At 66.3% G+C, this 21,777-nt stretch carries 21 protein-coding genes and 2 tRNA genes; 16 read left to right on the top strand and 7 right to left on the bottom strand.

Annotation, left to right across the window (positions count from 1 at the left end; translation table 11 throughout):
- The first annotated feature begins 118 nt into the window (after positions 1 to 118).
- The 3 genes from AUR65_RS02495 (at position 119) to AUR65_RS02485 (ending at position 3,356) form a co-directional block, all read left to right on the top strand.
- Positions 119 to 1,531, top strand: a complete 1,413-nt coding sequence (locus AUR65_RS02495; protein ID WP_058568226.1) for an NCS2 family permease — start codon at positions 119 to 121, stop codon at positions 1,529 to 1,531.
- 93 nt (positions 1,532 to 1,624) lie between these two features.
- Positions 1,625 to 3,013, top strand: coding sequence for an aryl-sulfate sulfotransferase (locus AUR65_RS02490; RefSeq protein ID WP_058568225.1), 1,389 nt, complete (start codon positions 1,625 to 1,627; stop codon positions 3,011 to 3,013).
- A gap of 88 nt (positions 3,014 to 3,101) precedes the next feature.
- Positions 3,102 to 3,356: a glutathione S-transferase N-terminal domain-containing protein gene (locus AUR65_RS02485; RefSeq protein ID WP_058568224.1), complete on the top strand. Its 255-nt coding sequence runs from the start codon at positions 3,102 to 3,104 to the stop codon at positions 3,354 to 3,356.
- A 49-nt stretch (positions 3,357 to 3,405) separates the two neighbouring features.
- Here the strand turns inward: AUR65_RS02485 and AUR65_RS02480 are convergent, their stop codons facing one another.
- A complete protein-coding gene (locus AUR65_RS02480) occupies positions 3,406 to 3,789 on the bottom strand; it encodes an MmcQ/YjbR family DNA-binding protein (protein WP_058568223.1) in 384 nt (127 codons plus the stop codon).
- Between the two features lie 71 nt (positions 3,790 to 3,860).
- Positions 3,861 to 4,835 carry a transcriptional regulator gene (locus AUR65_RS02475; protein WP_058568222.1) on the bottom strand — a complete coding sequence of 325 codons (975 nt, stop codon included), beginning with the start codon at positions 4,833 to 4,835 and terminating at the stop codon, positions 3,861 to 3,863.
- A gap of 142 nt (positions 4,836 to 4,977) precedes the next feature.
- On the opposite strand from AUR65_RS02475, the gene AUR65_RS02470 reads away from it, so the two are divergent.
- The gene (locus AUR65_RS02470; RefSeq protein WP_058568221.1) at positions 4,978 to 6,246 is read left to right on the top strand and encodes a tRNA(Ile)(2)-agmatinylcytidine synthase; all 1,269 of its coding nucleotides are present in this window, start codon (positions 4,978 to 4,980) and stop codon (positions 6,244 to 6,246) included.
- A 45-nt stretch (positions 6,247 to 6,291) separates the two neighbouring features.
- Here the strand turns inward: AUR65_RS02470 and AUR65_RS02465 are convergent, their stop codons facing one another.
- Positions 6,292 to 6,735, bottom strand: coding sequence for a DUF7382 domain-containing protein (locus tag AUR65_RS02465; protein ID WP_058568220.1), 444 nt, complete (start codon positions 6,733 to 6,735; stop codon positions 6,292 to 6,294).
- Between the two features lie 75 nt (positions 6,736 to 6,810).
- Between AUR65_RS02465 and AUR65_RS02460 the strand changes: the two genes are divergently transcribed.
- From AUR65_RS02460 to AUR65_RS02450, 3 genes are read left to right on the top strand one after another with little or no spacing between them, the layout of a single operon-like run.
- Positions 6,811 to 7,860, top strand: coding sequence for an ATP-binding protein (locus tag AUR65_RS02460; protein WP_058568219.1), 1,050 nt, complete (start codon positions 6,811 to 6,813; stop codon positions 7,858 to 7,860).
- Positions 7,861 to 7,880: 20 nt separating this feature from the next.
- Complete coding sequence (locus tag AUR65_RS02455) at positions 7,881 to 8,216, top strand: CrcB family protein (protein ID WP_058568218.1); 336 nt, start codon at positions 7,881 to 7,883, stop codon at positions 8,214 to 8,216.
- Complete coding sequence (locus tag AUR65_RS02450) at positions 8,213 to 8,569, top strand: fluoride efflux transporter FluC (RefSeq protein WP_058568217.1); 357 nt, start codon at positions 8,213 to 8,215, stop codon at positions 8,567 to 8,569. The genes AUR65_RS02455 and AUR65_RS02450 overlap by 4 nt, the downstream gene beginning before the upstream one ends.
- Before the next feature lie 18 nt (positions 8,570 to 8,587).
- Here AUR65_RS02450 and AUR65_RS02445 read toward each other — a convergent pair whose 3' ends face one another.
- From AUR65_RS02445 to AUR65_RS02435, 3 genes are all read right to left on the bottom strand, one after another.
- A complete protein-coding gene (locus tag AUR65_RS02445; protein ID WP_084816525.1) occupies positions 8,588 to 9,376 on the bottom strand; it encodes an SDR family NAD(P)-dependent oxidoreductase in 789 nt (262 codons plus the stop codon).
- A 499-nt stretch (positions 9,377 to 9,875) separates the two neighbouring features.
- Positions 9,876 to 9,948, bottom strand: a tRNA-Asp gene (locus AUR65_RS02440).
- Between the two features lie 29 nt (positions 9,949 to 9,977).
- A tRNA-Asp gene (locus tag AUR65_RS02435) sits at positions 9,978 to 10,050 on the bottom strand.
- A 267-nt stretch (positions 10,051 to 10,317) separates the two neighbouring features.
- Here AUR65_RS02435 and AUR65_RS02430 point away from each other — a divergent pair.
- The 9 genes from AUR65_RS02430 (at position 10,318) to AUR65_RS02390 (ending at position 20,769) form a co-directional block, all read left to right on the top strand.
- Positions 10,318 to 10,545, top strand: a complete 228-nt coding sequence (locus AUR65_RS02430; protein ID WP_004044577.1) for a DNA-directed RNA polymerase subunit H — start codon at positions 10,318 to 10,320, stop codon at positions 10,543 to 10,545.
- Entirely contained in the window at positions 10,542 to 12,107 is a 1,566-nt protein-coding gene (locus tag AUR65_RS02425) for a DNA-directed RNA polymerase subunit B'' (protein ID WP_004969057.1), read from the top strand. Before AUR65_RS02430 ends, AUR65_RS02425 begins: the two co-directional genes overlap by 4 nt.
- Position 12,108: 1 nt before the next feature.
- Complete coding sequence (rpoB, locus tag AUR65_RS02420; RefSeq protein ID WP_058568216.1) at positions 12,109 to 13,938, top strand: DNA-directed RNA polymerase subunit B; 1,830 nt, start codon at positions 12,109 to 12,111, stop codon at positions 13,936 to 13,938.
- Positions 13,939 to 13,950: 12 nt separating this feature from the next.
- The gene (locus AUR65_RS02415; RefSeq protein ID WP_058568215.1) at positions 13,951 to 16,875 is read left to right on the top strand and encodes a DNA-directed RNA polymerase subunit A'; all 2,925 of its coding nucleotides are present in this window, start codon (positions 13,951 to 13,953) and stop codon (positions 16,873 to 16,875) included.
- Positions 16,868 to 18,127 carry a DNA-directed RNA polymerase subunit A'' gene (gene rpoA2 / locus AUR65_RS02410; protein WP_058568214.1) on the top strand — a complete coding sequence of 420 codons (1,260 nt, stop codon included), beginning with the start codon at positions 16,868 to 16,870 and terminating at the stop codon, positions 18,125 to 18,127. The genes AUR65_RS02415 and rpoA2 overlap by 8 nt, the downstream gene beginning before the upstream one ends.
- 2 nt (positions 18,128 to 18,129) lie before the next feature.
- A complete protein-coding gene (locus AUR65_RS02405; protein ID WP_058568213.1) occupies positions 18,130 to 18,549 on the top strand; it encodes a NusA-like transcription termination signal-binding factor in 420 nt (139 codons plus the stop codon).
- A gap of 54 nt (positions 18,550 to 18,603) precedes the next feature.
- The gene (locus AUR65_RS02400) at positions 18,604 to 19,497 is read left to right on the top strand and encodes a mechanosensitive ion channel family protein (protein WP_058568212.1); all 894 of its coding nucleotides are present in this window, start codon (positions 18,604 to 18,606) and stop codon (positions 19,495 to 19,497) included.
- A gap of 226 nt (positions 19,498 to 19,723) precedes the next feature.
- A complete protein-coding gene (locus AUR65_RS02395) occupies positions 19,724 to 20,152 on the top strand; it encodes a 30S ribosomal protein S12 (RefSeq protein WP_004044570.1) in 429 nt (142 codons plus the stop codon).
- A gap of 2 nt (positions 20,153 to 20,154) precedes the next feature.
- A complete protein-coding gene (locus AUR65_RS02390; protein ID WP_004044569.1) occupies positions 20,155 to 20,769 on the top strand; it encodes a 30S ribosomal protein S7 in 615 nt (204 codons plus the stop codon).
- 99 nt (positions 20,770 to 20,868) lie between these two features.
- Here AUR65_RS02390 and AUR65_RS02385 read toward each other — a convergent pair whose 3' ends face one another.
- Complete coding sequence (locus tag AUR65_RS02385) at positions 20,869 to 21,624, bottom strand: DUF5781 family protein (RefSeq protein ID WP_058568211.1); 756 nt, start codon at positions 21,622 to 21,624, stop codon at positions 20,869 to 20,871.
- Between the last annotated feature and the right edge of the window lie 153 nt (positions 21,625 to 21,777).

Genomic DNA, 21,777 nt, shown 5'->3' with positions numbered 1-21,777 from the left:
CACTTCTGTGTCGTTAGTTCACGTCGAACGAGTCGTTTAATCCACGTTCGTGGGTAATTCTGCCCGCCCGGATGGTAATGCTTATGTGTGCAATCAGGGGTATGCTTAGTCGTGCATCATGGGGCTCTCTGAAACCCTCGCAAACTACTTCGACGTGCATAAACACGGGTCCACGGTCAGGACCGAGATTCTCGCGGGCATCACGACGTTCCTCACGATGTCGTACATCGTCGTCGTCAACCCGTCGCTTCTCACAGACCAACCGTACATCGAGGGCGTCGACGGCATCGCCATCGCTGGGTACACGCCGGGCGAGGTCCAGTCGATGCTCGCCGTCGTCACCATCCTCGCGGCCGCCATCGCGACCACGGTTATGGCGTTCTACGCCAATCGGCCCTTCGCGCAAGCGCCGGGCCTCGGCCTGAACGCCTTCTTCGCGTTCACCGTCGTCGGCGCGCTGGGCGTCCCGTGGCAGACGGCGCTCGCGGCCGTCTTCGTCGAGGGCATCATCTTCATCGCGCTCACCGCGGCCGGCGCGCGGGAAGCCATCATCAAGGTGTTCCCCGAACCGGTCAAAATGGCCGTCGGAACCGGTATCGGACTGTTCTTAGCGATTATCGGGTTACAAGCGATGGGCATCGTCGTCGACGACACCGCGACGCTCATCACGATGGGTGACCTCGCGTCGAACCCCGTCGCCATCATCTCCATCGTCGGCCTGTTCTTCACGTTCGCGCTCTACGCGGCGAACGTCCCCGGTTCCATCATCATCGGCATCGTCGGCACGTCGCTTCTCGGGTGGGGCCTCACCGTCTCGGGCGTCGTCTCGTCCGAGGCCGGTCTCGTCGCCGGTTCCTCGGCGGCCACCTACGACATCACGCCGCTGGCCGGCGCGTTCATCTCCGGCTTCGGCAACGTCGAGGCGTTCAGTTTCGCTCTCATCGTCATCACGTTCTTCTTCGTCGACTTCTTCGACACCGCCGGCACCCTCGTCGGCGTCGGTCAGGCCGGGGACTTCCTCGACGAGAACGGCGACCTCCCCGACATCGACAAGCCGCTCATGGCCGACGCGGTCGGCACCACCGCGGGCGCGATGCTCGGCACCTCGACGGTCACGACGTACATCGAGTCCGCCACCGGCGTCGAAGAGGGCGGCCGCACGGGCCTCACCGCGCTCGTCGTCGCCCTCTTGTTCCTCGGTTCGCTCGCCATCGTCCCGCTCGCGACGGCCATCCCGCAGTACGCCTCCCACATCGCGCTCGTCGTCATCGGCGTCGTGATGCTCCGCAACGTCGTCGACATCAAGTGGGACGACCTGACCTTTACCATCCCCGCCGGTATGACCATCCTCGTCATGCCCTTCACGTACTCCATCGCCTACGGCATCGCGGCGGGCATCGTCTCGTACCCGCTCGTGAAGGTCGCCGCCGGCGAGTACGACGACGTCAGCGCCGGTCAGTGGGCGCTCGCCGCCGCGTTCGTCCTCTACTTCGTCGTCCGCACCTCGGGCATGCTGCAGGCGCAGGTCTAATCCCGTTCGGACGACCCTCTCACCGCGCTGATTTTCTCACGGCCCGACGGGATTCATAAAGTATTGGGCAGTCACGGTTCTAACTCTCTCCGTATGAGTATCTCCAACGAGCGGCTCGCCCTCAGGGGAGTCGTGTTTCTCCTCATTATCGGCCTTCTCGCTCCCTCGGCGGTCTCCGCGTTGACGTACGACCCCTCCCAACAGACGAGTCTCGAACCAGGGACCGTCACCAGCCCCGCAAACGGCACGACGCTTGTGAGCGTCCAGGGATACACCTTCGACGGGAACACGAACCCCAAGAAGCCCGCGCGGGTCGTCTCGGTCGGCGAGCGCGGGACCCTCCAGTGGAAGTACAACGACTCCGTCAACGGGAGCGCGTGGTTCTTCGACGCCGACCCGCTTCCGAACGGGAACCTGCTCGTCTCGTCGCCGCGCGGGACCGACACCGTCGTGTTCGAACTCGACCCGGACACCCGCGAACGCGTCTGGGAACAGCGGTTCGACATGGAGGACACCCACGACGTGGACGCCTTCGGCGAGGACGAACTCCTCATCGCCAACATGCGCGAGTGGAACGACTCCGCCGGCGTCAGCGAGGACCGAATCGTCGTGTACAACCGAACGACCGACGAAATCACCTGGGAGTGGTACTTCAAGAACCACTTCCCCGCCGACACCGACGGCGGCTACAACGCCGACTGGAGCCACGTCAACGACGTTGACTACATCGGCGACGGTCGGCTCCTGCTGTCGCCGCGGAACTTCGACCAGGCAATCGTCGTCGACATGGAGTCGAAAGAAATCGTCGAACGGCTCGGCACCGACGACAACCACGACGTGCTCAACGAACAGCACAACCCGGACTGGCTGGTCAGCGAGAACGGCACGCCGACCATGCTCGTCGCCGACAGCGGGAACAACCGCATCGTCGAGTACGCGAAGGAAGACGGCGAGTGGGTCCGAACGTGGTCCGTCGGGTCGGACACGCTCAACTGGCCGCGCGACGCCGACCGCCTCCCCAACGGGAACACGCTCGTCGTCGACACGCTCAACCACCGCGTGATAGAAATCACGCCGACCGGCGAGGTCGTCTGGGAGTACTACGCGACGTGGGGCCCGTACGACGCAGAGCGCGTCGCCCACGGCGACGAGTCCTCTGGCCCGACGATTCGCGACCTGAACGCCAGCGGCTCCTACCGCATCACCGGGAGCGCGAACCTCACCGCGGGCGGCGACGGGAGCGTGGGCTTCGTCACGCGAGTCCAATCGACCTTCGCCGGGACACCGCTCGAAGAACCGATGAGCGGACTCTCGACGCGACTGTCGCACGTCCTGCCGTGGCTTCGCCCGGTGTGGATGACGCCGTGGGACCTGTTTTGGGCAGTGTGCGCCGTCGGCGTCGGCCTCACGGCGACCGGCGGGGAACTGTATCTGATGCGCGGGCGACTACTCGACGCGGTCCGCGGACTGTTCGAGAGATAGCCGACCCCGCGGCGCGCCTTTCGGGGTCGTGTGGTGCGGTTGCATAAGACCATGGCACTCATTAGCCGCGGCTCCATACGTCGGGTCGATGTCCGACCTCATCCTCTACGAACTGCAGGGCTGTCCGTACTGCGCGAAGGTGAAGAACAAGCTCGCCGAACTCGACCTCGAATACGAGTCGCAGATGGTTCCCAGCGCCCACGCCGAGCGCACGGAAGTCGAGGAGGTAAGCGGCCAGACCGGCGTCCCCGTCCTCGTCGACGAGGAACACGGCGTCGAGGGGATGTCCGAGAGCGACGATATCGTCGACTACCTCGAAGAGACCTACGGCTCGGCGGCGTAACTCCGTCCGCACCGTCCGGTCCGTCCCGCGGTGAGCGTCGTGCTCCCGCCTACTGTTCTCGCTTTCGACCGAGTGCCGCCTCGTAGCTCGCGCGGAGCGCGTCCGAGAGTTCCGGGACTCGACTGGGTTCGATGTCGACGGTCACCCACGACCCGACGACGCGACCGTTCGCCTCGAACGGCAGGACGCGGTGGCGCTCCGCAACCGCGGTTCTCGCCTCGGCCGGCAGCGACGTGAGCGACAGCCCCTGCGCGGAGACGACGGCGAAGAGCGTCCCGTTCGCCCGGAACGACGGACAGCCGAAAAGCACCGTCCGCTCGACTGCCGGCCACGAGGCGGCCTCGCGCCACACCGCGGCTGCGAGCGTTTCGACGGCGGCCCGCGACGCTTCGCTCACCCCGTCGTTCCCGTTCGGCCCTCGCACGTTCGACATAGCAGTCGCTACGCTGGCGACGACGATAACGATAGTACCAACCGCACGATAGCGTGCCGCGACCCCTGCGGTTAGCTCTCTGCGGGGTCGCGGGTCCGCTCGCGAATCAGGTCGCGAATCTCGTCGGGGTCGTCGATGGCGGCGAGTTCCTCACAGCTGACGATGCCGGTGCCGTCGACCGACTCGCGCTTCTGCTGTTCCTCGACGAAGTAGACGGAGCGCGTCCGCGTGATTTCGCCGAGCGAAGACATGATTTGGGCGCGCTTCTCAGCACTCCGAGTGAACGGCGAGTGACCCGTGAGGACGTTCGTCTCCTTCTTGCGCCCGGCGTCCTCGCTGACGGCCTTGAACGGTGCGCGGGCGGTCGGGTGGACGGTGAAGCCGGCGCGCGTCAACACCGACAGGACGTGTTCGTCGTCGGGGTCCACGTCGGGGTCGTCGGGCGTCGGCTCGGCGTCGCGCACGTCCTCCGCGCCCGTGAGCACGTCGACCGGGTTCGAGAACGGCCGGTCGAACAGCTCTTCGAGGTGAATCGCCACCTCGATGCTCGCGTTCATGCCGTTTTCGTACTTCGAGACGGTGCGCCGCGAGACGCCGAGTTCGGTCGCGAGCTGTCCGAGGCTCCACCCGCGTTCTTGCCGCTCTTCGGCGAGCACGTCGCCGTCGAGGCTCACGTACAGCCCGCCGGGGGCGGCGTAGATGAGCGGGGGAACCTCCTCGACGAACAGGTCCATGGCGGTGTCGGGGTTCAACACCGGCACGCCGTGGCGGAAGTAGACGACGCCGGGTTTGAGGTCCTCGTCTCGGGTCCGAAGCCCGACGACCAACGGCGTGGCGTCGAGGTACGAACCGAGGCGTCGCATCTCGGAGCCGGTGATGCCGTCGAACGCGTCGATGTTCCCCAGTATCTTGAGGAGCAACAGGTCCTCGCCCCTCCGAGCGGCGAGGTCGAAGCTCTTCGGCCGGATGGCGATGCGGTCGCTCACGACGAAGCCCGCGTCTTGGAGCATCGCGGCGACATTACCAACCAGCGCTGACCGGGACATAGGGGGCAATAAGCGATTCGGCCCATAAAGCGTTTTCCCCGATACCGCCGCCCTCGGCGTGGTATATCCGTTCTCGATGCCGCATTTATATAGTCGCGACAGACCCGAAAGGCGTTACTGCGCCCTCCGGCAATCTCCGCCGATGACCGTCATCGGCCTCGACGACACCGACTCCCGCACCCTCGGGATGTGTACGACCTATCTGGCGACGCTCGTCGCCGAGGCCGTCGAGGCCCGCGGGGGGACCGTCGAGCGACGACTCCTCGTCCGCCTGAACCCGGCGGTCGAACACAAGACCCGCGGGAACGCGGCGCTGGCGATTCACACCGACCTCCCCGCGGGCGCGGCGTTCGACCTGGCTCGCGAGGAACTCGACCGCTGGGCCGTCCTCGACGACGACCGAACCAGCCCGGGCATCGTCGTCGCGCCGGGGTCCGCCGACACGGTTTCGACCGCCGTCGCCGACTTCGCCCGCGACGCCGTCCGCGACTTCCACGACCTCGACGCCGCGGTCGACCTCGCCGAGCGCTCTGGCTTCCTGACCGAGGGTTGGCACGGCGGGCGGGGCCGCATCGGCGCGCTCGCGGCCGTCGGCGCGTGGGCCGCCTTCGACGAGTGGACCTACGAACACATCTCCTACCGCGAGTTCCACCGCTGCGGGACGCCCCGCGAGGTCGATTTCGACTCCGTCTTCGACGCCGCCGACGCGGCGTACCCCGACGCGTGGGACACCGTGGACCGCGAAGAGGGCGAGGCCGTCTGCGTGCCGAACGCCCCCGGCCCGATTCTCCACGGCATCCGCGGCGACGACGCCGACACCGTCCGCGAGGTCGCCGCCGCCATCGACTCAGAATCCGTCGACCGCTCGGCGACGTTTCTCACGAACCAGGGGACCGACGCGCACCTTCGAGACGGCGTCGTCTCGGACCTCCGCGACGGCCGCGCCTACCGCGTCGCCGGCACCGTCGCCTCCGACCCGGAGACGCGCGCCGGCGGCCACGTCTTTTTCGACCTCGAAGCCGACGGCTCGACGGTCCCCGTCGCCGCCTTCGAACCGACGAAGCGCTTCCGAAACCGGGTTCGGGCGCTCCGCGTCGGCGACGCGCTCACCGCCTGCGGCGAGGTCGGAGACGGGACGCTCAAACTGGAGAAGTTCGCGGTCCGCGACCTCGTGCGGACGGAACCCGCGACGCCCGTCTGCCCCGACTGCGGGCGGACGATGAAAAGCGCCGGGCGGAACCAGGGCTATCGGTGTCGCGACTGCGGGACCGATGCCCCCGGCAAAGTCGAGCGGGCGGTCGACCGCGACCTCGAATTCGGCTGGTACGAGGTGCCGCCCTGCGCCCGCCGACACATCGCCAAACCGCTCGTTCGCGGCGGGTTCGACGCGGCGACGCACCCCGAACGCTGAGGTTGCGACCCGCGGTTTCCGCGTTTCGGACTCCGGGAACCGCGCTCAGTCCTGAACGACGAGCACGTTCGTGTTCTCGCGGCGGTCGACGAACGAACTCCCCGCGGGCGGCTTCACGTCCACGACGAGCGTCCCGTCCTCGCGGTTCGCCCCGAGTTCGGCGTCGACGTGAACAGTCGCTGCCCCGCCGCCGCCGGTCTTTGCCGTCGCAACGCCGTCGATTTCCGCGGTACCGGATTTCACGATGACCGTCGCGCCCTCGACGGGGTCGCCCTCGTGGTCGACGACGGTGAAGTCGAGGTCCTGCGCGCCGGGGCCGACCACGTCGGGCGTCGGCTTCACGTCGAGTTCCGAGGTGGCGAGTCCCTGCACGCCGGAGAGCATGTTGAGCATGACGCTCATACTGGCGACGCCGACGACGAGAGCGACGACGAGACGGACGGGGAGCCCTTCGATGGCGCGCGTGTCTGACCGAAACGTATCGAGCATGGACCGTCTGGCCGCGGGTTCGCATATAAACCCTCGTCCCGGGGTTCAAGTCGCATCACGGGACCAACCCGTCCCATGCACACCATCGGTCGCGAGTCGGACGACGACGGCCCAGTCTGTCAGTTCGGGAACTACCGCGCCCGCGACGGGAGCGACGGGGCGGCCGTCGGACTCGACGTGAACCGTCCGCACGCGGCCGTCGTCGTCGGGAAGCGCGGAAGCGGGAAATCCCACACGCTCGGCGTCGTGGCCGAGGGGCTGGCACGCGCCGCGGGCGTCGCGCCAGTCGTCATCGACCCCATGGGCGTCTTCGATGGTCTGGAGGCGCCGCCGATAGCCGGGACGGTCCACGACTCGCCGAACGTCCGCGCCGACGCGCTCCCGCCGAGCGCGTGGCCGGACCTGCTCGGACTCGACCCGACCGCCCCCGCGGGGTCGCTCGTGTGGCGACTCGCGGCCGAGGAAGACTCGCTGTTGGCGATGCGCGGAGCGGTCGACGACGCCGACGCCGCGCCCGAGACGCGCAGAGCCGCGGCGAACCACCTCGCGCTCGCCGACTCGTGGGACGTGTTCCACCCCGACGGGCTCGACCCGCGGTCGCTCTGCGGTCCCGCACCCGACGTGCTCGACCTCTCGGGACTGGACGCGGTCCCCGCGAGCGCGGTCGTCCGCGTCGTCGCTCGCGGCCTCTACGACGCCCGCGTCGCCGACTCCGTCTCTCGCATTCCGTGGCTCCTTCTCGACGAGGCCCACGCGTTCGTCGGCGGGCTCGCGGACTCCGCGCTTCGAACGCTTCTCACGCGCGGGCGAGCCCCCGGCGTCGGCGTCGTCCTCGCGACCCAACGCCCCTCGGCGCTCCCCGAGGTCGCCGTCTCGCAGGCCGACCTCCGGGTCGTCCACCGACTCACCGCCGGCCCCGACGTGTCGGCGATGGCCGCCGCCGACCCGACGTACTTCGACGAGTCGCTTCGGTCCCGACTCCCGCGGGAACGCGGGTGCGCGCTCGTCGTCGACGACACCACGGAAACGGTCCACGACGTGCGGGTGCGTCCCCGAGAGACGCCCGACGGCGGCGCGACGCCGCGGGCGGTTCCCGAGCGTGACCGTTCCGAAACCATGGAGTAGTCTCCCCGGAGAACTGCCGTATGGACCGCTCGGAACTGGCGCTGGTCGCCCTCGGCGGCTTCGCAGGGGCGATACTGCGCTACGGCGTCTCCGTCGCGATTCCCGGCGCGGGCGGCACGCTCGCGGTGAACGTCCTCGGAAGCTTCGCCCTCGGGACGTTCATCACGTCGGTCTCCTCCCGCCGAGCGCAGTTGTTCTTCGGGACCGGGTTGCTCTCGTCGTTCACGACGTACAGCACGTTCGCCGTCCAGACCGCGTCGCTGTCGCCGATGGGCGGCGCGCTCAACGTCGGCGCGAACTACGCGCTCGGCTTCGCCGCCGCCGCGCTCGGCCTCGCGTTCGGAGGGCGGCGGTGACTCCTTCCCTTCTCTCGGCCGTCCTCGTCGGCGTCGGCGGGATGGCCGGCGCGGTCGCCCGGCACACCGTCGACCAGCGAGTCGTCGGCAAGTGGAGCACCGTCACCGTCAACGTCCTCGGAAGCGTCGCGTTGGGATTCATCGCCACCGCGCCCGTCGGCGACGCGGCCGCGGCGCTCGCCGGAACCGGGTTTTGCGGGGCCTTCACGACGTTCTCCTCGTTCGCGGTCGGCGTCGCGGAACTCGCGGACACGGGCGACTACGACACGGCGGCCCGCTACGCCTTCGGGACGCTCGTGGCGGCGTTGGTCGGCGTGGCGATTGGCGGGGCAGTCGGCGGCCTCGTCGGTTGAGTCCGGCGCTCGCGCCCGTTATCGTCCGACTGATTCGGCAGTCGCCTCGCGCCCGTCGAGGAACTGTTCGGTTCCCCGCTTGACGATGAACGGGAACCGGCGGGCGAGGTACAGCCCGATTCTGGTCGTCAAGTCAGCGGTGATGACGAGGCGGGTAGATTCGATTTTGTCGGCGAACTTCCGCCCCACGTCTTCTGGGTCGCTCATCATCGACGACGGGAGCCCGAGCCGGGCCGCCGACCGGGTGTTGGTGTACGGCGGGTGCATCACGGAACAGGAGACGTTCTCGTGTTGCAGTTCCATCCGAAGCGACCGGGTGAACGCCTCGATTGCGCCCTTCGTCGACGCGTACCCCGACAGTCCCGGCGTGCCGACGAGTCCGACGCCGGAGCTCACGTTGTGGATGTGTCCGGATTTCCGGGCCCGCATGTGCGGTAGAACGGCCCGTATCATCCGGAGGTAGCCGAAGTAGTTCACCTCGAACTCCTCGCGCGTGTCGTCGAGCGTTCGGTCGTCGAACAGGCCGAAGTTGAATATCGCCGCGTTGTTGAGGAGGATGTCGATGTGCCCCCACTCGTCGAGGATTTCAGCCACCGCCACCTCCACGTCGTCGTCGTTCGTCACGTCGCACTCGTAGACGCGGACGCGGTCGGGAGACGCCTCCTGAAGCGGCCGGAGATTGTCCACGTTGACGTCGAGCCCGGCGACTCGGTAGCCCTTCTTCAGGAGCGCCACCAGCGTGTGGTGACCGATTCCCTCGTTCGCGCCGGTCACCACGACGACTCGCTCGCCCGTTGTGCTGTTCATGATACTGTACAGACGTCACGCGAGAATATGGCGGTAGTGACGCTCCTCCGGTGATCGGCGAGTAATTCATCGAAAAGTACGCACGAGGCGGGAGTTCACCTCACGCTGTTCGGTGAACTCAGGAACTCCCGTGAGTGAACGACGTGAACGAACGGGTGTGACGGGATTTGAATCTCGGTCGCTTTGCTCACTCCGTTCGCGTCGCTCCCTGATTCAAATCCCTCTGTCTGGCGGTTACAGCACATAGGGGTCGCGACGCGACAAGACGCGTCGCTTGGCTTGTAACGTTCGGAAAAGCGCCCGAGGCGGGAGTCCCGTGAGCTGTGCCGAACGGGACTCAGGAACACCAGCTTGCTGGTGTGACGTGATTTGAACCTCAGTCGCTCTGCTCGCTGACGCTCGCATCGCTCCTTGGTTCAATCCCTTTTTGGGTATTCACGAGAATTACGGCCGCGCCGAGACGAGACTCGGCGCTCAGCGAGTAATTCATCGAAAAGTACGCCCGAGGCGGGATTTGAACCCGCGTCACGACCGTGACAGGGTCGTATGATGGGCCACTACACCACCCGGGCTTACTGAAGTGAGTTTGCGGTACGGAGAGCGCCCGAGGCGGGATTTGAACCCGCGTCACGACCGTGACAGGGTCGTATGATGGGCCACTACACCACCCGGGCCCTCCGTCTGCACTCATTCGTAGCCGAGGTTTATAGATAAGACTTACCATCTGGGTTGCCCTTGGCCCGCGGTACCGCGATTCTTGCCCCGAAGACATTTATATCGGGATACCCCATGCCAACGTGTGACGATTCGCGCATCTCCGGTGCGTGACCTCCGATAGCGTCGCCTTTCTTCGAGGCAGTTGGCAAGTGTTAAATGGGTGCGTCCCAAAATCAGCCGTAGTATCCCGTGACAGCTTCTTCCAGCACCCAGCAGCACCATACATGGTAGACGTAAGCCAACACAAACTGGTTCCGGAACACACGAAACTCGACGACGAGGCCGTCGAGGACGTGTTACAGGAGTACAACGTCGAGAAGACGAACCTCCCGAAGATCAAGCTGAAGGACCCGGCGCTCCCCGAGGACGCAGAGCCCGGCGACGTCATCAAGATCGTTCGGAACTCTCGAACGACAGACAAAGCAGTCGTATACCGACTGGTGATTGAATGAACCGACAAGCGCGACGCGAGGTCTCTCGCAAGTACTTCTCCGAAGAACGGCTCGCTGAACACCACTTCCGCTCGTTTAACGCGTTCCTCGAACGCGGCATGATGGACGTCGTCGAAGAGAAGGCGACCATCGAGACCGACATCGGCGACAAGGAGGGCGAGGAACCCGTCTACGTCGAACTCGGTGGCGTCCGCGTGGAGACGCCCCGCGTCCGCGAGGCCGACGGCTCCGAGGAACTGCTCTTCCCGCAGGAAGCGCGCCTGCGCAACATCACCTACTCCGCCCCCGTGTTCATGGAGATGTCCATCGTTCGCGGCGGCGAGGAAGAAGAGGAAGTCGTCGTCGACACCGCGGAGACGAAGGTCGGCCGGATGCCCATCATGGTCGGCTCCTCGAAGTGTAACATCGCGGAACTCTCCGACGAGGACCTCGTCGAAATCGGCGAGGACCCCGTCGACCCCGGCGGCTACTTCATCGTCAACGGCTCCGAGCGCGTGCTCATGACCTCGGAGGACCTTGCGCCGAACAAGATTCTCGCCGAGTACGACACGAAGTACGGCGACGAGATTCAGGTCGCGAAGACGTTCAGCCAGCGCCGCGGCTACCGCGCGCTCGTGCTCTGTGAGCGCAACCGCGAGGGACTCCTCGAAGTGTCGTTCCCGTCCGTCTCCGGGAGCGTCAACTTCGTCACGCTCGTCCGCGCGCTCGGTCTCGAATCGGACGAGGAAATCGTCCACCGCGTCTCCGACGACCCGGAGATTGTGAAGTTCATGCTCGAGAACCTCGAGGAGGCCGAGGTGCAGACCCAAGAGCAGGCCATCGAGGCGCTCGGAAAGCGCGTCGCCGGCGGTCAGGGTAAGAACTACCAGCTCAAGCGCGCCAACTACGTCATCGACCGCTACCTGCTCCCGCACCTCCACGAGGAGGGCGCGGAAGAAGAGGAAGTGCGCATGAACAAGGCGTACTACCTCTGTCGCATGGCCGAGGCGTGTTTCGAACTCGCGCTGCAGCGCCGCGACTCCGACGACAAGGACCACTACGCCAACAAGCGCCTGAAGGTCTCCGGCGACCTCATGAAGGACCTCTTCCGGACGGCGCTCAACAAGCTGGCACGCGACGTGAAGTACCAGCTCGAACGCGCCAACATGCGGAACCGGAACCTGACGGTCAACACCGTCGTCCGGTCCGACGTGCTCACGGAGCGGCTCGAACACCCCATCGCGACGGGCAACTGGGTCGGCGGCCGCTCCGGCGTCTCCCAGCTCGTCGACCGCACCGACTACATGGGTGTGCTGTCGCACCTTCGCCGCCTTCGCAGTCCGCTGTCGCGGTCGCAGCCGCACTTCGAGGCGCGCGACCTGCACGCGACCCAGTGGGGTCGCATCTGTCCCTCCGAGACCCCCGAGGGACCGAACTGCGGTCTGGTGAAGAACTTCGCACAGGCGATGGAGCTCTCCCAGAACGTCGAGGACGAACAGTCGCTGAAACGAGAACTCGCGTCGATGGGTGTCGAGGGTATCCCCGGCATCGACAGCGTCGACGCCACACCCGCGGACGACTAACATGGCTCAGGCACAGCGAGAAGCGAAAGTATACGTCAACGGTAGTCTCGTCGGGACCCACCCGGACCCCAACCAACTCGCGGCACAGATTCGAGAGGCGCGCCGCCGCGGCGACGTGAGCCAGATGGTGAACGTCTCCGTCAAAGAGCGCACCCGCGAAGTCATCATCAACGCCGACGCGGGCCGCGCCCGCCGTCCGCTCATCGTCGTCGAAGACGGTGAGCCGCTCCTCGACGACGACCACGTCGAGGCCCTCGACAACAACGAACTCGACTTCGACGACCTCGTCGAGCGCGGGCTCGTCGAGTTCATTGACGCCGAGGAGGAAGAGGACATCTACGTCGCGGTCGACGAGGACGAACTCAACGAGGACCACACGCACCTCGAAATCGACCCACAGCTCATCTTCGGTATCGGTGCCGGGATGATTCCGTACCCGGAACACAACGCCTCGCCCCGCATTACGATGGGTGCAGGGATGATGAAGCAGTCCCTCGGGCTCCCCGCGGCGAACTACCGCATCCGCCCGGACACCCGTCAGCACCTCATGCACTACCCGCAGCTCTCGATGGTCAAAACGCAGACCACGGAGCAGATCGGGTTCGACGAGCGACCCGCGGCCCAGAACTTCGTCGTGGCCGTCATGTCCTACGAGGGCTTCAACATCGAGGACGCGCTCGTCATGAACAAGGGCTCCGTCGAACGCGCCCTCGCCCGCTCGCACTTCTTCCGCACCTACGAGGGCGAAGAGCGCCGCTACCCCGGCGGTCAGGAAGACCGCTTCGAGATTCCGTCGCAGGACGTGCGCGGCGCGCGCGGTGAAGACGCGTACTCGCACCTCGACGAGGACGGCCTCGTCAACCCCGAGACGGTCGTCGACGAGAACTCCGTGCTGCTCGGCAAGACCTCGCCGCCGCGGTTCCTCGAGGAACCCGACGACATGGCGGGGCTCTCGCCGCAGAAGCGCCGCGAGACCTCCGTCACGATGCGCTCGGGCGAATCCGGCGTCGTGGACACGGTCACGCTCATGGAGGGCGAAGACGGCTCGAAACTCGCCAAGGTGTCCGTCCGCGACCAGCGCGTTCCGGAACTCGGCGACAAGTTCGCGTCCCGTCACGGACAGAAGGGTGTCGTGGGCCACCTGGCTCCCCAGGAGGACATGCCCTTCACCGCCGACGGCGTCGTTCCCGACCTCGTCCTCAACCCGCACGCCCTGCCGTCGCGCATGACGGTCGGCCACGTGCTGGAGATGCTCGGCGGCAAGGTCGGCGCGCTCGAAGGCCGCCGCGTCGACGGCACCGCCTTCCAGGGCGAAAACGAAGAGGAACTCCGCTCGGCGCTCGAAGAGCGCGGGTTCATGTCCTCCGGTAAGGAGGTCATGTACTCCGGCGTCACCGGCGAGAAGATCGAGGCCGAAATCTTCGTCGGCATCATCTTCTACCACAAGCTGTACCACATGGTGAGCAACAAGCTGCACGCCCGCTCGCGCGGTCCCGTGCAGGTTCTCACCCGCCAGCCGACGGAAGGTCGCGCCCGCGAGGGTGGCCTCCGTCTCGGGGAGATGGAGCGCGACACCGTCATCGGACACGGTGCCGCGATGGTGCTCCAGGAGCGCCTGCTCGACTCCTCCGACAAGGAGAAGGTCTACATCTCCGCCGACACCGGCATGGTCGCCGTCGAGGACCGCGACCAGCGCCGCATCTACGACCCGGTCACCGGCGACGAAGACAACATCCACGAGATCGAGATCAGCTACGCGTTCAAGCTGCTCCTCGACGAGATGGTCGCGCTCGGCGTCCGCCCGCGAATCGAACTGAAGGACGCGGTCTAACCACTCATGTCAATGCAGACACCCAAAGAAATCGGCAGCATCCAGTTCGGGTTGATGGACCCGGAGACGTACCGAGACATGTCCGCGACGAAGGTCATCACCGCGGACACCTACGACGACGACGGCTACCCAATCGACATGGGTCTCATGGACCCGCGGCTGGGCGTCATCGACCCCGGGCTGCAGTGCCGCACCTGCGGCCAGCACTCCGGGTCGTGTAACGGGCACTTCGGCCACATCGAACTGGCCGCGCCCGTCATCCACGTCGGCTTCACGAAGCTCATCCGCCGCCTGCTCCGCTCGACGTGTCGCGAGTGCGGTCGCCTCTCGCTCACCCAGGAGGAGGCAGACGAGTACCGCGACAAGCTCGGTCGCACGAAGGAACTCGGCGACGACTGGAGCGACGTGATGAAGTCGGCAGTCCGGCAGGCCCGCAAGGCCCACCGCTGTCCCCACTGCGGCTCGCCGCAGCACGACATCAAACACGAGAAGCCGACGACCTACTACGAGGTCCAGAACGTGCTCGCCGGGGACTACTCCGAGCGCATCGCCGAAGCGATGCAGCCCGACCCCGACGACGAGGACGACGAGGGCGTCGACCCCGTCACCCTCGCCAACGAGACCGGACTCGACGCCGAGCGCGTCAACCAGGTGCTCGCCGGCGAGTTCCGACCGGTCGGCGACGACCGCAAGGCGCTCGAAAAGGCGCTCGACCTCGACCTCACCGAAGAGGACATGAACAAGCTGATGCCCTCGGACATCCGCGACTGGTTCGAGGACATCCCGGACGAGGACCTCATCACGCTCGGCATCGACCCCGACCGGTCGCGCCCCGAGTGGATGATTCTGACCGTTCTCCCCGTCCCGCCGGTCACGGCGCGTCCCTCCATCACGCTGGACAACGGCCAGCGCTCCGAGGACGACCTGACCCACAAGCTCGTGGACATCATCCGCATCAACCAGCGGTTCATGGAGAACCGCGAGGCGGGTGCCCCGCAGCTGATTATCGAGGACCTGTGGGAACTGCTCCAGTACCACGTCACCACGTTCATCGACAACGAGATTTCGGGCACGCCGCCGGCGCGCCACCGCTCCGGCCGCCCGCTGAAGACGCTCAGCCAGCGCCTGAAGGGCAAGGAGGGTCGCTTCCGCGGCTCCCTGTCCGGGAAGCGCGTCAACTTCTCGGCGCGTACCGTCATCTCGCCGGACCCGACGCTCTCGCTCAACGAGGTCGGCGTCCCGGACCGCGTCGCGTCCGAGATGACCCAGACGATGAACGTCACCGAGCGCAACATCGACGAGGCTCGTCAGTACGTCCGTAACGGACCCGAGAGCCACCCCGGCGCGAACTACGTCCGTCGCCCGGACGGTCGTCGCCTGAAGGTGACAGAGAAGAACTGCGAGGAACTCGCAGAGAAGGTCGAACTCGGCTGGGAGGTCAACCGCCACCTCGTCGACGGCGACATCGTCATCTTCAACCGACAGCCGTCGCTGCACCGGATGTCCATCATGGCGCACGAAGTCGTCGTGATGCCGTACAAGACGTTCCGCCTGAACACCGTCGTCTGTCCGCCGTACAACGCCGACTTCGACGGCGACGAGATGAACATGCACGCCCTCCAGAACGAGGAGGCCCGTGCCGAGGCGCGCGTCCTCATGCGCGTCCAAGAGCAGATTCTCTCGCCGCGCTTCGGTGAGAACATCATCGGCGCGATTCAGGACCACATCTCGGGTACCTACCTGCTCACTCACGACAACCCCGAGTTCGTCGAGACGCAGGCGCTCGACCTGCTCCGCGCGACGCGCGTGGACACGCTCCCCGAACCCGCGGGCGAGAACGAGGACGGCCAGCCCTACTGGACCGGCCAGCAGATCTTCTCCGAACTCCTGCCGGACGACCTGAACATGGAGTTCACCTCGAAGGTCGGCGACACGGTCACCATCGAGGACGGCCAACTCACGCGGGGCACCATCGACGAGGACGCCGTCGGCGCGTTCGGCGGCGAAATCGTCGACGCCCTCGCGAAGGACTACTCGAAGACGCGCTCGCGCATCTTCATCAACGAGATTGCCTCGCTGGCGATGCGCGCCATCATGCACTTCGGGCTGTCTATCGGTATCGACGACGAGTCCATCCCGGACGAGGCGACGGCGCAGGTCGACGAGGCCATCGACGCCGCCTACGACAAGATTCAGGAACTCATCGAAATCTACGAGGCGGGCGAACTCGAATCGCTGCCGGGTCGCTCCGTCGACGAGACGCTGGAGATGAAGATCATGCAGCGCCTCGGCAAGGCGCGTGACTCCGCCGGTGAAATCGCGGAGGACCACTTCGAGGAGGACAACCCCGCGGTCGTGATGTCGAAGTCCGGCGCGCGTGCGTCCATGCTCAACCTGACCCAGATGGCCGGCTGTGTCGGTCAGCAGGCAGTTCGGGGCGAGCGCATCAACCGCGGCTACGAGGGCCGCACCCTGAGCCACTACCAGAAAGGCGACCTCTCGGCCGAGGCCCACGGCTTCGTCGAGAACTCCTACCGCGCCGGCCTCACGCCGCGTGAGTTCTTCTTCCACGCGATGGGTGGCCGCGAAGGGCTGGTCGACACGGCAGTCCGGACCTCGAAGTCCGGGTACCTGCAGCGTCGGCTCATCAACGCCCTCTCCGAGCTCGAAGCGCAGTACGACGGCTCCGTCCGCGACACGTCGGGGACCATCGTCCAGTTCGAGTTCGGCGAAGACGGCACGAGCCCGGTGAAGGTCTCGTCCGACGACGAGACGCCGATCGACGTCGAGAACATCGCCGACCGCATCCTCACCTCGGAGTTCAGCTCCGACGAGGAGAAGGAACGCTTCCTCGGCGAGCGCGCACCGCCGACCAACCTCTCCGAGCACGCCGAACCGCGTGTCGACGCCCGTGCGGGGGTCGAATCCGATGACTGAACACGACGCAACCGCCGACTACGAGTTCGTCGACGACGCCATCGTCGACGTCGTCGAGTCCAAAGAGCTGTCTCGACGCCTGAAGGACCGCATCTACCAGACCATCGAAGACCGCGAGGGCGTCTCTCTCGACCAGGCCGGCGAAATCGCGCAGGCCGTCGAGGCGCGCTACCTCGACACCCGCGTCGACCCGCTCGACCCCGTCGGGACGGTCTCGGCGCAGTCCATCGGTGAGCCGGGAACGCAGATGACGATGAACACGTTCCACTACGCGGGCGTCGCCGAAATCGACGTCACGCAGGGACTGCCGCGCCTCATCGAACTGGTGGACGCGCGGAAGACCCCCGACACGCCGATGATGACGGTGTACCTCGAAGACGAGTACGCGAACAACCGCGAACTCGCCCACCAGGTCGTCTGGAACATCGAGTCCACGAAGATTCTGGCGCTCGGTGACATCTCGACGAACGTCGCCGACATGGTCGTCCAGATCGACCTCAACGACGAGACGCTCCTCGAGCGCTGGCCGACGTACGACGACGAGGGCGTCGTCGCGAGCGAAATCGCCGAGACCATCGAGGACGCGCTCGGCATCAAGACCCGCCGCGAGGGGACGCTCATCGAGTTCGGCCCCGAGAGCCCGAGCTACCGCCGGCTCCTCCAACTCGTCGAGGAGCTTCGCGACATCGTGTTCAAGGGCATCGAGGAGGTCTCCCGCGTCGTCATCCGCAAGGAGAACAACGAGGACACCGACGAAGAGGAGTTCGTCCTCTACACCGAGGGTTCGGCGTTCGGCGACGCGCTCGCCATCGAGGGCGTCGACGCCTCCCGGACCACCTCGAACAACATCCACGAGGTGCACAAGCAACTCGGCATCGAGGCCGCCCGCGAGGCCATCATCGACGAGACGATGAACACGCTGCGCGAGCAGGGTCTCGACGACGTGAACATCCGCCACCTGATGCTCGTCGCGGACATCATGACGAACGACGGGACTATCGAGTCCATCGGTCGCCACGGCATCTCCGGGTCGAAGGACTCCGTCCTCGCCCGCGCCGCGTTCGAGGTCACGGTCAACCACCTGCTCGACGCCGCCATCCACGGCGAGGAAGACGACCTCGACGGCGTCATCGAGAACGTCATCGTCGGCAAGCCGATCGCGATCGGCACCGGCGACGTGGACCTCCGCATGGGTTCGCTCGACGTCGAAGACGCGGACGCCAACGCGGCACCCGAACCGTCTGACGACTGACGATGAAAGTTACGCTGTCGGATACGGCCCGCCGCTTCATCGCCCTCTTCGAGGAGGAGACGGAGGCGACCGCTCACGACTGCCTCGTGTTCGATGACCGGGTCGTCTTCCTCGTCGCCGCGGGCGACATGGCGACGGCCATCGGCCCCGGCGGGCGGACCGTCCAGTCGGTCGAGCGGCAACTCGGTCGCTCGGTCGAACTGGTCGAGGACGCCGACACGCCGGAGGCGTTCGTCGCGAGCGCGCTCGCGCCGGCGGCCGTCCGACACGTGACTCTCTCGCGGCAGAACGACACCGTCGCGTACGTCGAAGTCGCCGAAGCCGACCGCGGCGTCGCCATCGGCGCGAGCGGGAAGACCATCGACACCGCGCGCGAACTGGCGCGTCGTCACTACGACATCGACGACATCCAGTTGACGTAGGGCGGCGGTCGGCTCGACCACACGTTTTTGTCTCCACCGGCCCGCGAGCTACGCATGTCGCCGATACGACAGTCTGTCGGAGTCGCGGTCGGACAACTCGACCCGACGCAGTTTTCGGAGTACGAGGAACTCGCGAGCGCGACCGCGGGGTTCGCCGCCGCGGCGGTCGTGGTCTACCTCGTCGGTCGACTCCTGTTGGTGCCCGGCGTGACGAGGCTCGTCAGCGCCCGAAACCGGAACAACCCGACGCTGGAGTCGGCGACGGAGACTTACGCCCACGTCTTCGTCATCGCGCTCGCGACGCTCGCGGGCGTCGTCGGCGCGGGCTACGCGTCGGTGCTGACCGACACCGCGCTCATCGTCGCGGCGCTGACGCTCGTCGTCGGCGTCGCCGGACAGGAGGTCATCGGCGCGCTCATCAGCGGTCTCTTTCTCGTGGCCGACCCGGACTTCAACGTCGGCGACTGGATATCGTGGCCCGGCGGCGAGGGGGTCGTCGAGGCGGTCGACTTCCGGGTCACGCGCGTGCGGACGGTGAACAACGAGACCATCTCCGTGCCGAACACGGAACTCACGACGAACGCGCTCACCCGCCCGTACGGCCGAGAGCGGTACCGAATCACAGAGCGCGTCGATATCGCGTACGCCGACGACGCGGAGCTGGCGCTCCGCGAACTCGTCGAGACGGCGCGGGAGGACGACCGCGTGCTCGCCGACCCGGAGCCGACCGCGCGCATCGTCGAGTTCGCCGGGAGTTCGATCGGCCTGCAGGCGGAGTTCTGGGTCGCCTCGCCGATGGACGTGAGCCTCGTCGACGTTCGCTCGCAGTACCGGCGGCGCGTCAAGCGACGGTTCGACGAGGAGGGGCTGACGCTCGGTCCGGCGTCGGGCCGCGAAGTCAGCGGCCGCCTCGACGTGGACCTCGTCGGCGAGCGCGGCGGCGAGTGACCCGGGCAGACGGGCGCGTCACCCTCGCGTGCGTGTTGTTCGCACGGTTGGCCGAAACGACACCATCTCCGGGCGGTTTAGTCCCTCTTCGCCGCGGAGGGACCGTCGTTCGAATCGACGAAACGACCTCAGATACCTCCTTAGGGGTCGCTAATCGCTCCTGAAGCCGTCTCGCCGGATTCGAAAAGGGAGGCTTAAGTAGCTCCATCTGGAACTGTTGTTCACTATGGCGAACGGCAAATACGCCGCGCGCAAGCTCAAGCAGGACCGGCAGAAGCGCCGCTGGTCCGACTCTGAGTACGCGCGCCGTGAGCGCGGTCTCGGCAAGAAGTCCGACCCGCTCGAGGGTGCCCCGCAGGGTCGTGGCATCGTCCTCGAGAAGGTCGGTATCGAAGCAAAGCAGCCGAACTCGGCGATTCGGAAATGCGTCCGTGTTCAGCTCATCAAGAACGGAAAGCAGGTCACCGCCTTCTGTCCCGGTGACGGCGCGATTTCGTTCATCGACGAACACGACGAAGTCACCATCGCCGGTATCGGCGGCGCGAAGGGTCGCGCGATGGGTGACCTTTCGGGTGTCAACTACAAGGTCGAGAAGGTCAACGGCGTCTCGATGATCGAACTCGTCCGCGGGAACGCTGAAAAGCCGGTGCGCTAACCATGTCGGAAAGCGACGCACCCGAGCCCGAGTCCCCCGCGAGTAGTGAAGAAGCGAAAGAGAACGCGCTTCTGTTCGGCGTCTGGGACGTCTCCGAGATGGAGTACACCGACCCCAGCATGAGCCGGTACATCAAGGCGACGCCCATCGCCCACACGATGGGTCGTCACGCCTCGAAGCAGTTCCAGAAGTCCGAAATCAGCATCGTCGAGCGGCTCATCAACCGCCTGATGCAGACCGAGGACAACACGGGACACAAGCAGAAGACGAGCAAGATCGTCAAGGATGCGTTCGAAATCGTCAACGAGCGCACCGAGGAGAACCCCGTGCAGGTGCTCATCCGCGCGGTCGAGAACGCCGGTCCCCGCGAGGAGACCGTCCGCCTCAAGTACGGTGGCATCTCGGTCCCGCAGGCCGTCGACGTCGCCCCGCAGCGCCGCGTCGACGAGGCGCTGAAGTTCATCGCGCAGGGCACGCTCAGCGGCTCCTACAAGACGACGACCACCGCCGCCGAGGCGCTCGCACAGCAGCTCATCGGCGCGGCCGACTACGACGTGCAGACGTACGCTATCTCCCAGAAAGAGGAGAAAGAGCGCGTCGCCGAAGCCGCCCGGTAATCTCTCCACTCTCTTTCGTTTTTCACCGTCCCGAGTGGCGATGCCGCACGCCGGGCTCGCGGCCCGTTCGCCCGCGTGCTCCCGGTCGGCGCGCGGCGCTCAGTCGGCGGCCATTCCCGGGTTGACGACGTAGTGTTTCACCACGTCGACGAGCGTCCGGCGGTACTCGCTTTTCGAGGGGTCGGCGGCGAGCGTCCGGAACTGTTCTTTGAACGTGTCGAGCGACACCGACGGCGCGTCGTCGCCCGCGGCGTGCGCGAGGTCGTACAGCCGGTGGTCCGACTCGACGAGGTCGTGTCGCTCCACGAGCGCGAGGGCGAACGCGGCGTTCACGGCCGTGATTTCGGGGTCTGAGCCGGCGGTGACGAGTTGAGACCCCGGCCGCCCGGATGCAGGCGGCCGGTCGGCGAGTGCCGCGGCCAGTTGCGACTCGAGGAACTGGACGAGTTTGTCCGCGGGCGCGACAGACAGCGTCAGGTCGTCGGCGTAGATGTCCTTGCAGTGGTTGGCGATCTGGTAGCAGTGCGCGAGCTTCCGGCGCTCGACGGTTCGACCCGCGAGCGCGAGAAAGACCGCCTCGCGCGTGGACTGGTAGTGCGAGACGTGACCCTCCTCGTTTCGGGCCATGTGCGATAGCTCGTGGAGCGCGAGCTCGCGGGCCATCGCACTGGTGGCGGCCTGTCGGGAGATGTTGAGGACGTGGTGGTCCTGATAGTGACCGGCCCACGTGCGGGAGTCGGGGTCGTCGCGCACGTGCACGAACACGGGGTACGAAAGCTCGAACTCGGTTTCGAACAGGTCGGCGGCGCTCAAGAACGGGTCTGCCGGTGCGCCCCCGACGACTCGGAGGTCCATTCATCTTGAGGAATGTTATCAACCAACATGACTCTTGCGCCGAGGGCGGCGACGAGATTCGCGTCCGGCGGACAGTCTCGCCTATCGTGACAAAAATGCTCATACCCCGGCGGTAGGACGGCTGAAAATGGGAAATCCGCTCGGCAAAAACAC

It is taken from the genome of Haloferax marisrubri (genome assembly GCF_001469875.2).
GTDB lineage: Archaea > Halobacteriota > Halobacteria > Halobacteriales > Haloferacaceae > Haloferax > Haloferax marisrubri.
Note: the sequence above shows the minus strand (reverse complement) of the source record. Positions and strands in the feature narration are given on the sequence as shown.

What these genes read in the sequence shown, in the direction of transcription:
- AUR65_RS02495 (WP_058568226.1), top strand. Translation starts at nt 119, where the DNA reads ATGGGGCTCTCTGAAACCCTCGCAAACTACTTCGACGTGCATAAACAC.
- AUR65_RS02490 (WP_058568225.1), top strand. Translation starts at nt 1,625, where the DNA reads ATGAGTATCTCCAACGAGCGGCTCGCCCTCAGGGGAGTCGTGTTTCTC.
- AUR65_RS02485 (WP_058568224.1), top strand. Translation starts at nt 3,102, where the DNA reads ATGTCCGACCTCATCCTCTACGAACTGCAGGGCTGTCCGTACTGCGCG.
- AUR65_RS02480 (WP_058568223.1), bottom strand. Translation starts at nt 3,789, where the DNA reads ATGTCGAACGTGCGAGGGCCGAACGGGAACGACGGGGTGAGCGAAGCG.
- AUR65_RS02475 (WP_058568222.1), bottom strand. Translation starts at nt 4,835, where the DNA reads ATGTCCCGGTCAGCGCTGGTTGGTAATGTCGCCGCGATGCTCCAAGAC.
- AUR65_RS02470 (WP_058568221.1), top strand. Translation starts at nt 4,978, where the DNA reads ATGACCGTCATCGGCCTCGACGACACCGACTCCCGCACCCTCGGGATG.
- AUR65_RS02465 (WP_058568220.1), bottom strand. Translation starts at nt 6,735, where the DNA reads ATGCTCGATACGTTTCGGTCAGACACGCGCGCCATCGAAGGGCTCCCC.
- AUR65_RS02460 (WP_058568219.1), top strand. Translation starts at nt 6,811, where the DNA reads ATGCACACCATCGGTCGCGAGTCGGACGACGACGGCCCAGTCTGTCAG.
- AUR65_RS02455 (WP_058568218.1), top strand. Translation starts at nt 7,881, where the DNA reads ATGGACCGCTCGGAACTGGCGCTGGTCGCCCTCGGCGGCTTCGCAGGG.
- AUR65_RS02445 (WP_084816525.1), bottom strand. Translation starts at nt 9,376, where the DNA reads ATGAACAGCACAACGGGCGAGCGAGTCGTCGTGGTGACCGGCGCGAAC.
- AUR65_RS02430 (WP_004044577.1), top strand. Translation starts at nt 10,318, where the DNA reads ATGGTAGACGTAAGCCAACACAAACTGGTTCCGGAACACACGAAACTC.
- AUR65_RS02425 (WP_004969057.1), top strand. Translation starts at nt 10,542, where the DNA reads ATGAACCGACAAGCGCGACGCGAGGTCTCTCGCAAGTACTTCTCCGAA.
- rpoB (WP_058568216.1), top strand. Translation starts at nt 12,109, where the DNA reads ATGGCTCAGGCACAGCGAGAAGCGAAAGTATACGTCAACGGTAGTCTC.
- AUR65_RS02415 (WP_058568215.1), top strand. Translation starts at nt 13,951, where the DNA reads ATGCAGACACCCAAAGAAATCGGCAGCATCCAGTTCGGGTTGATGGAC.
- rpoA2 (WP_058568214.1), top strand. Translation starts at nt 16,868, where the DNA reads ATGACTGAACACGACGCAACCGCCGACTACGAGTTCGTCGACGACGCC.
- AUR65_RS02405 (WP_058568213.1), top strand. Translation starts at nt 18,130, where the DNA reads ATGAAAGTTACGCTGTCGGATACGGCCCGCCGCTTCATCGCCCTCTTC.
- AUR65_RS02400 (WP_058568212.1), top strand. Translation starts at nt 18,604, where the DNA reads ATGTCGCCGATACGACAGTCTGTCGGAGTCGCGGTCGGACAACTCGAC.
- AUR65_RS02395 (WP_004044570.1), top strand. Translation starts at nt 19,724, where the DNA reads ATGGCGAACGGCAAATACGCCGCGCGCAAGCTCAAGCAGGACCGGCAG.
- AUR65_RS02390 (WP_004044569.1), top strand. Translation starts at nt 20,155, where the DNA reads ATGTCGGAAAGCGACGCACCCGAGCCCGAGTCCCCCGCGAGTAGTGAA.
- AUR65_RS02385 (WP_058568211.1), bottom strand. Translation starts at nt 21,624, where the DNA reads ATGGACCTCCGAGTCGTCGGGGGCGCACCGGCAGACCCGTTCTTGAGC.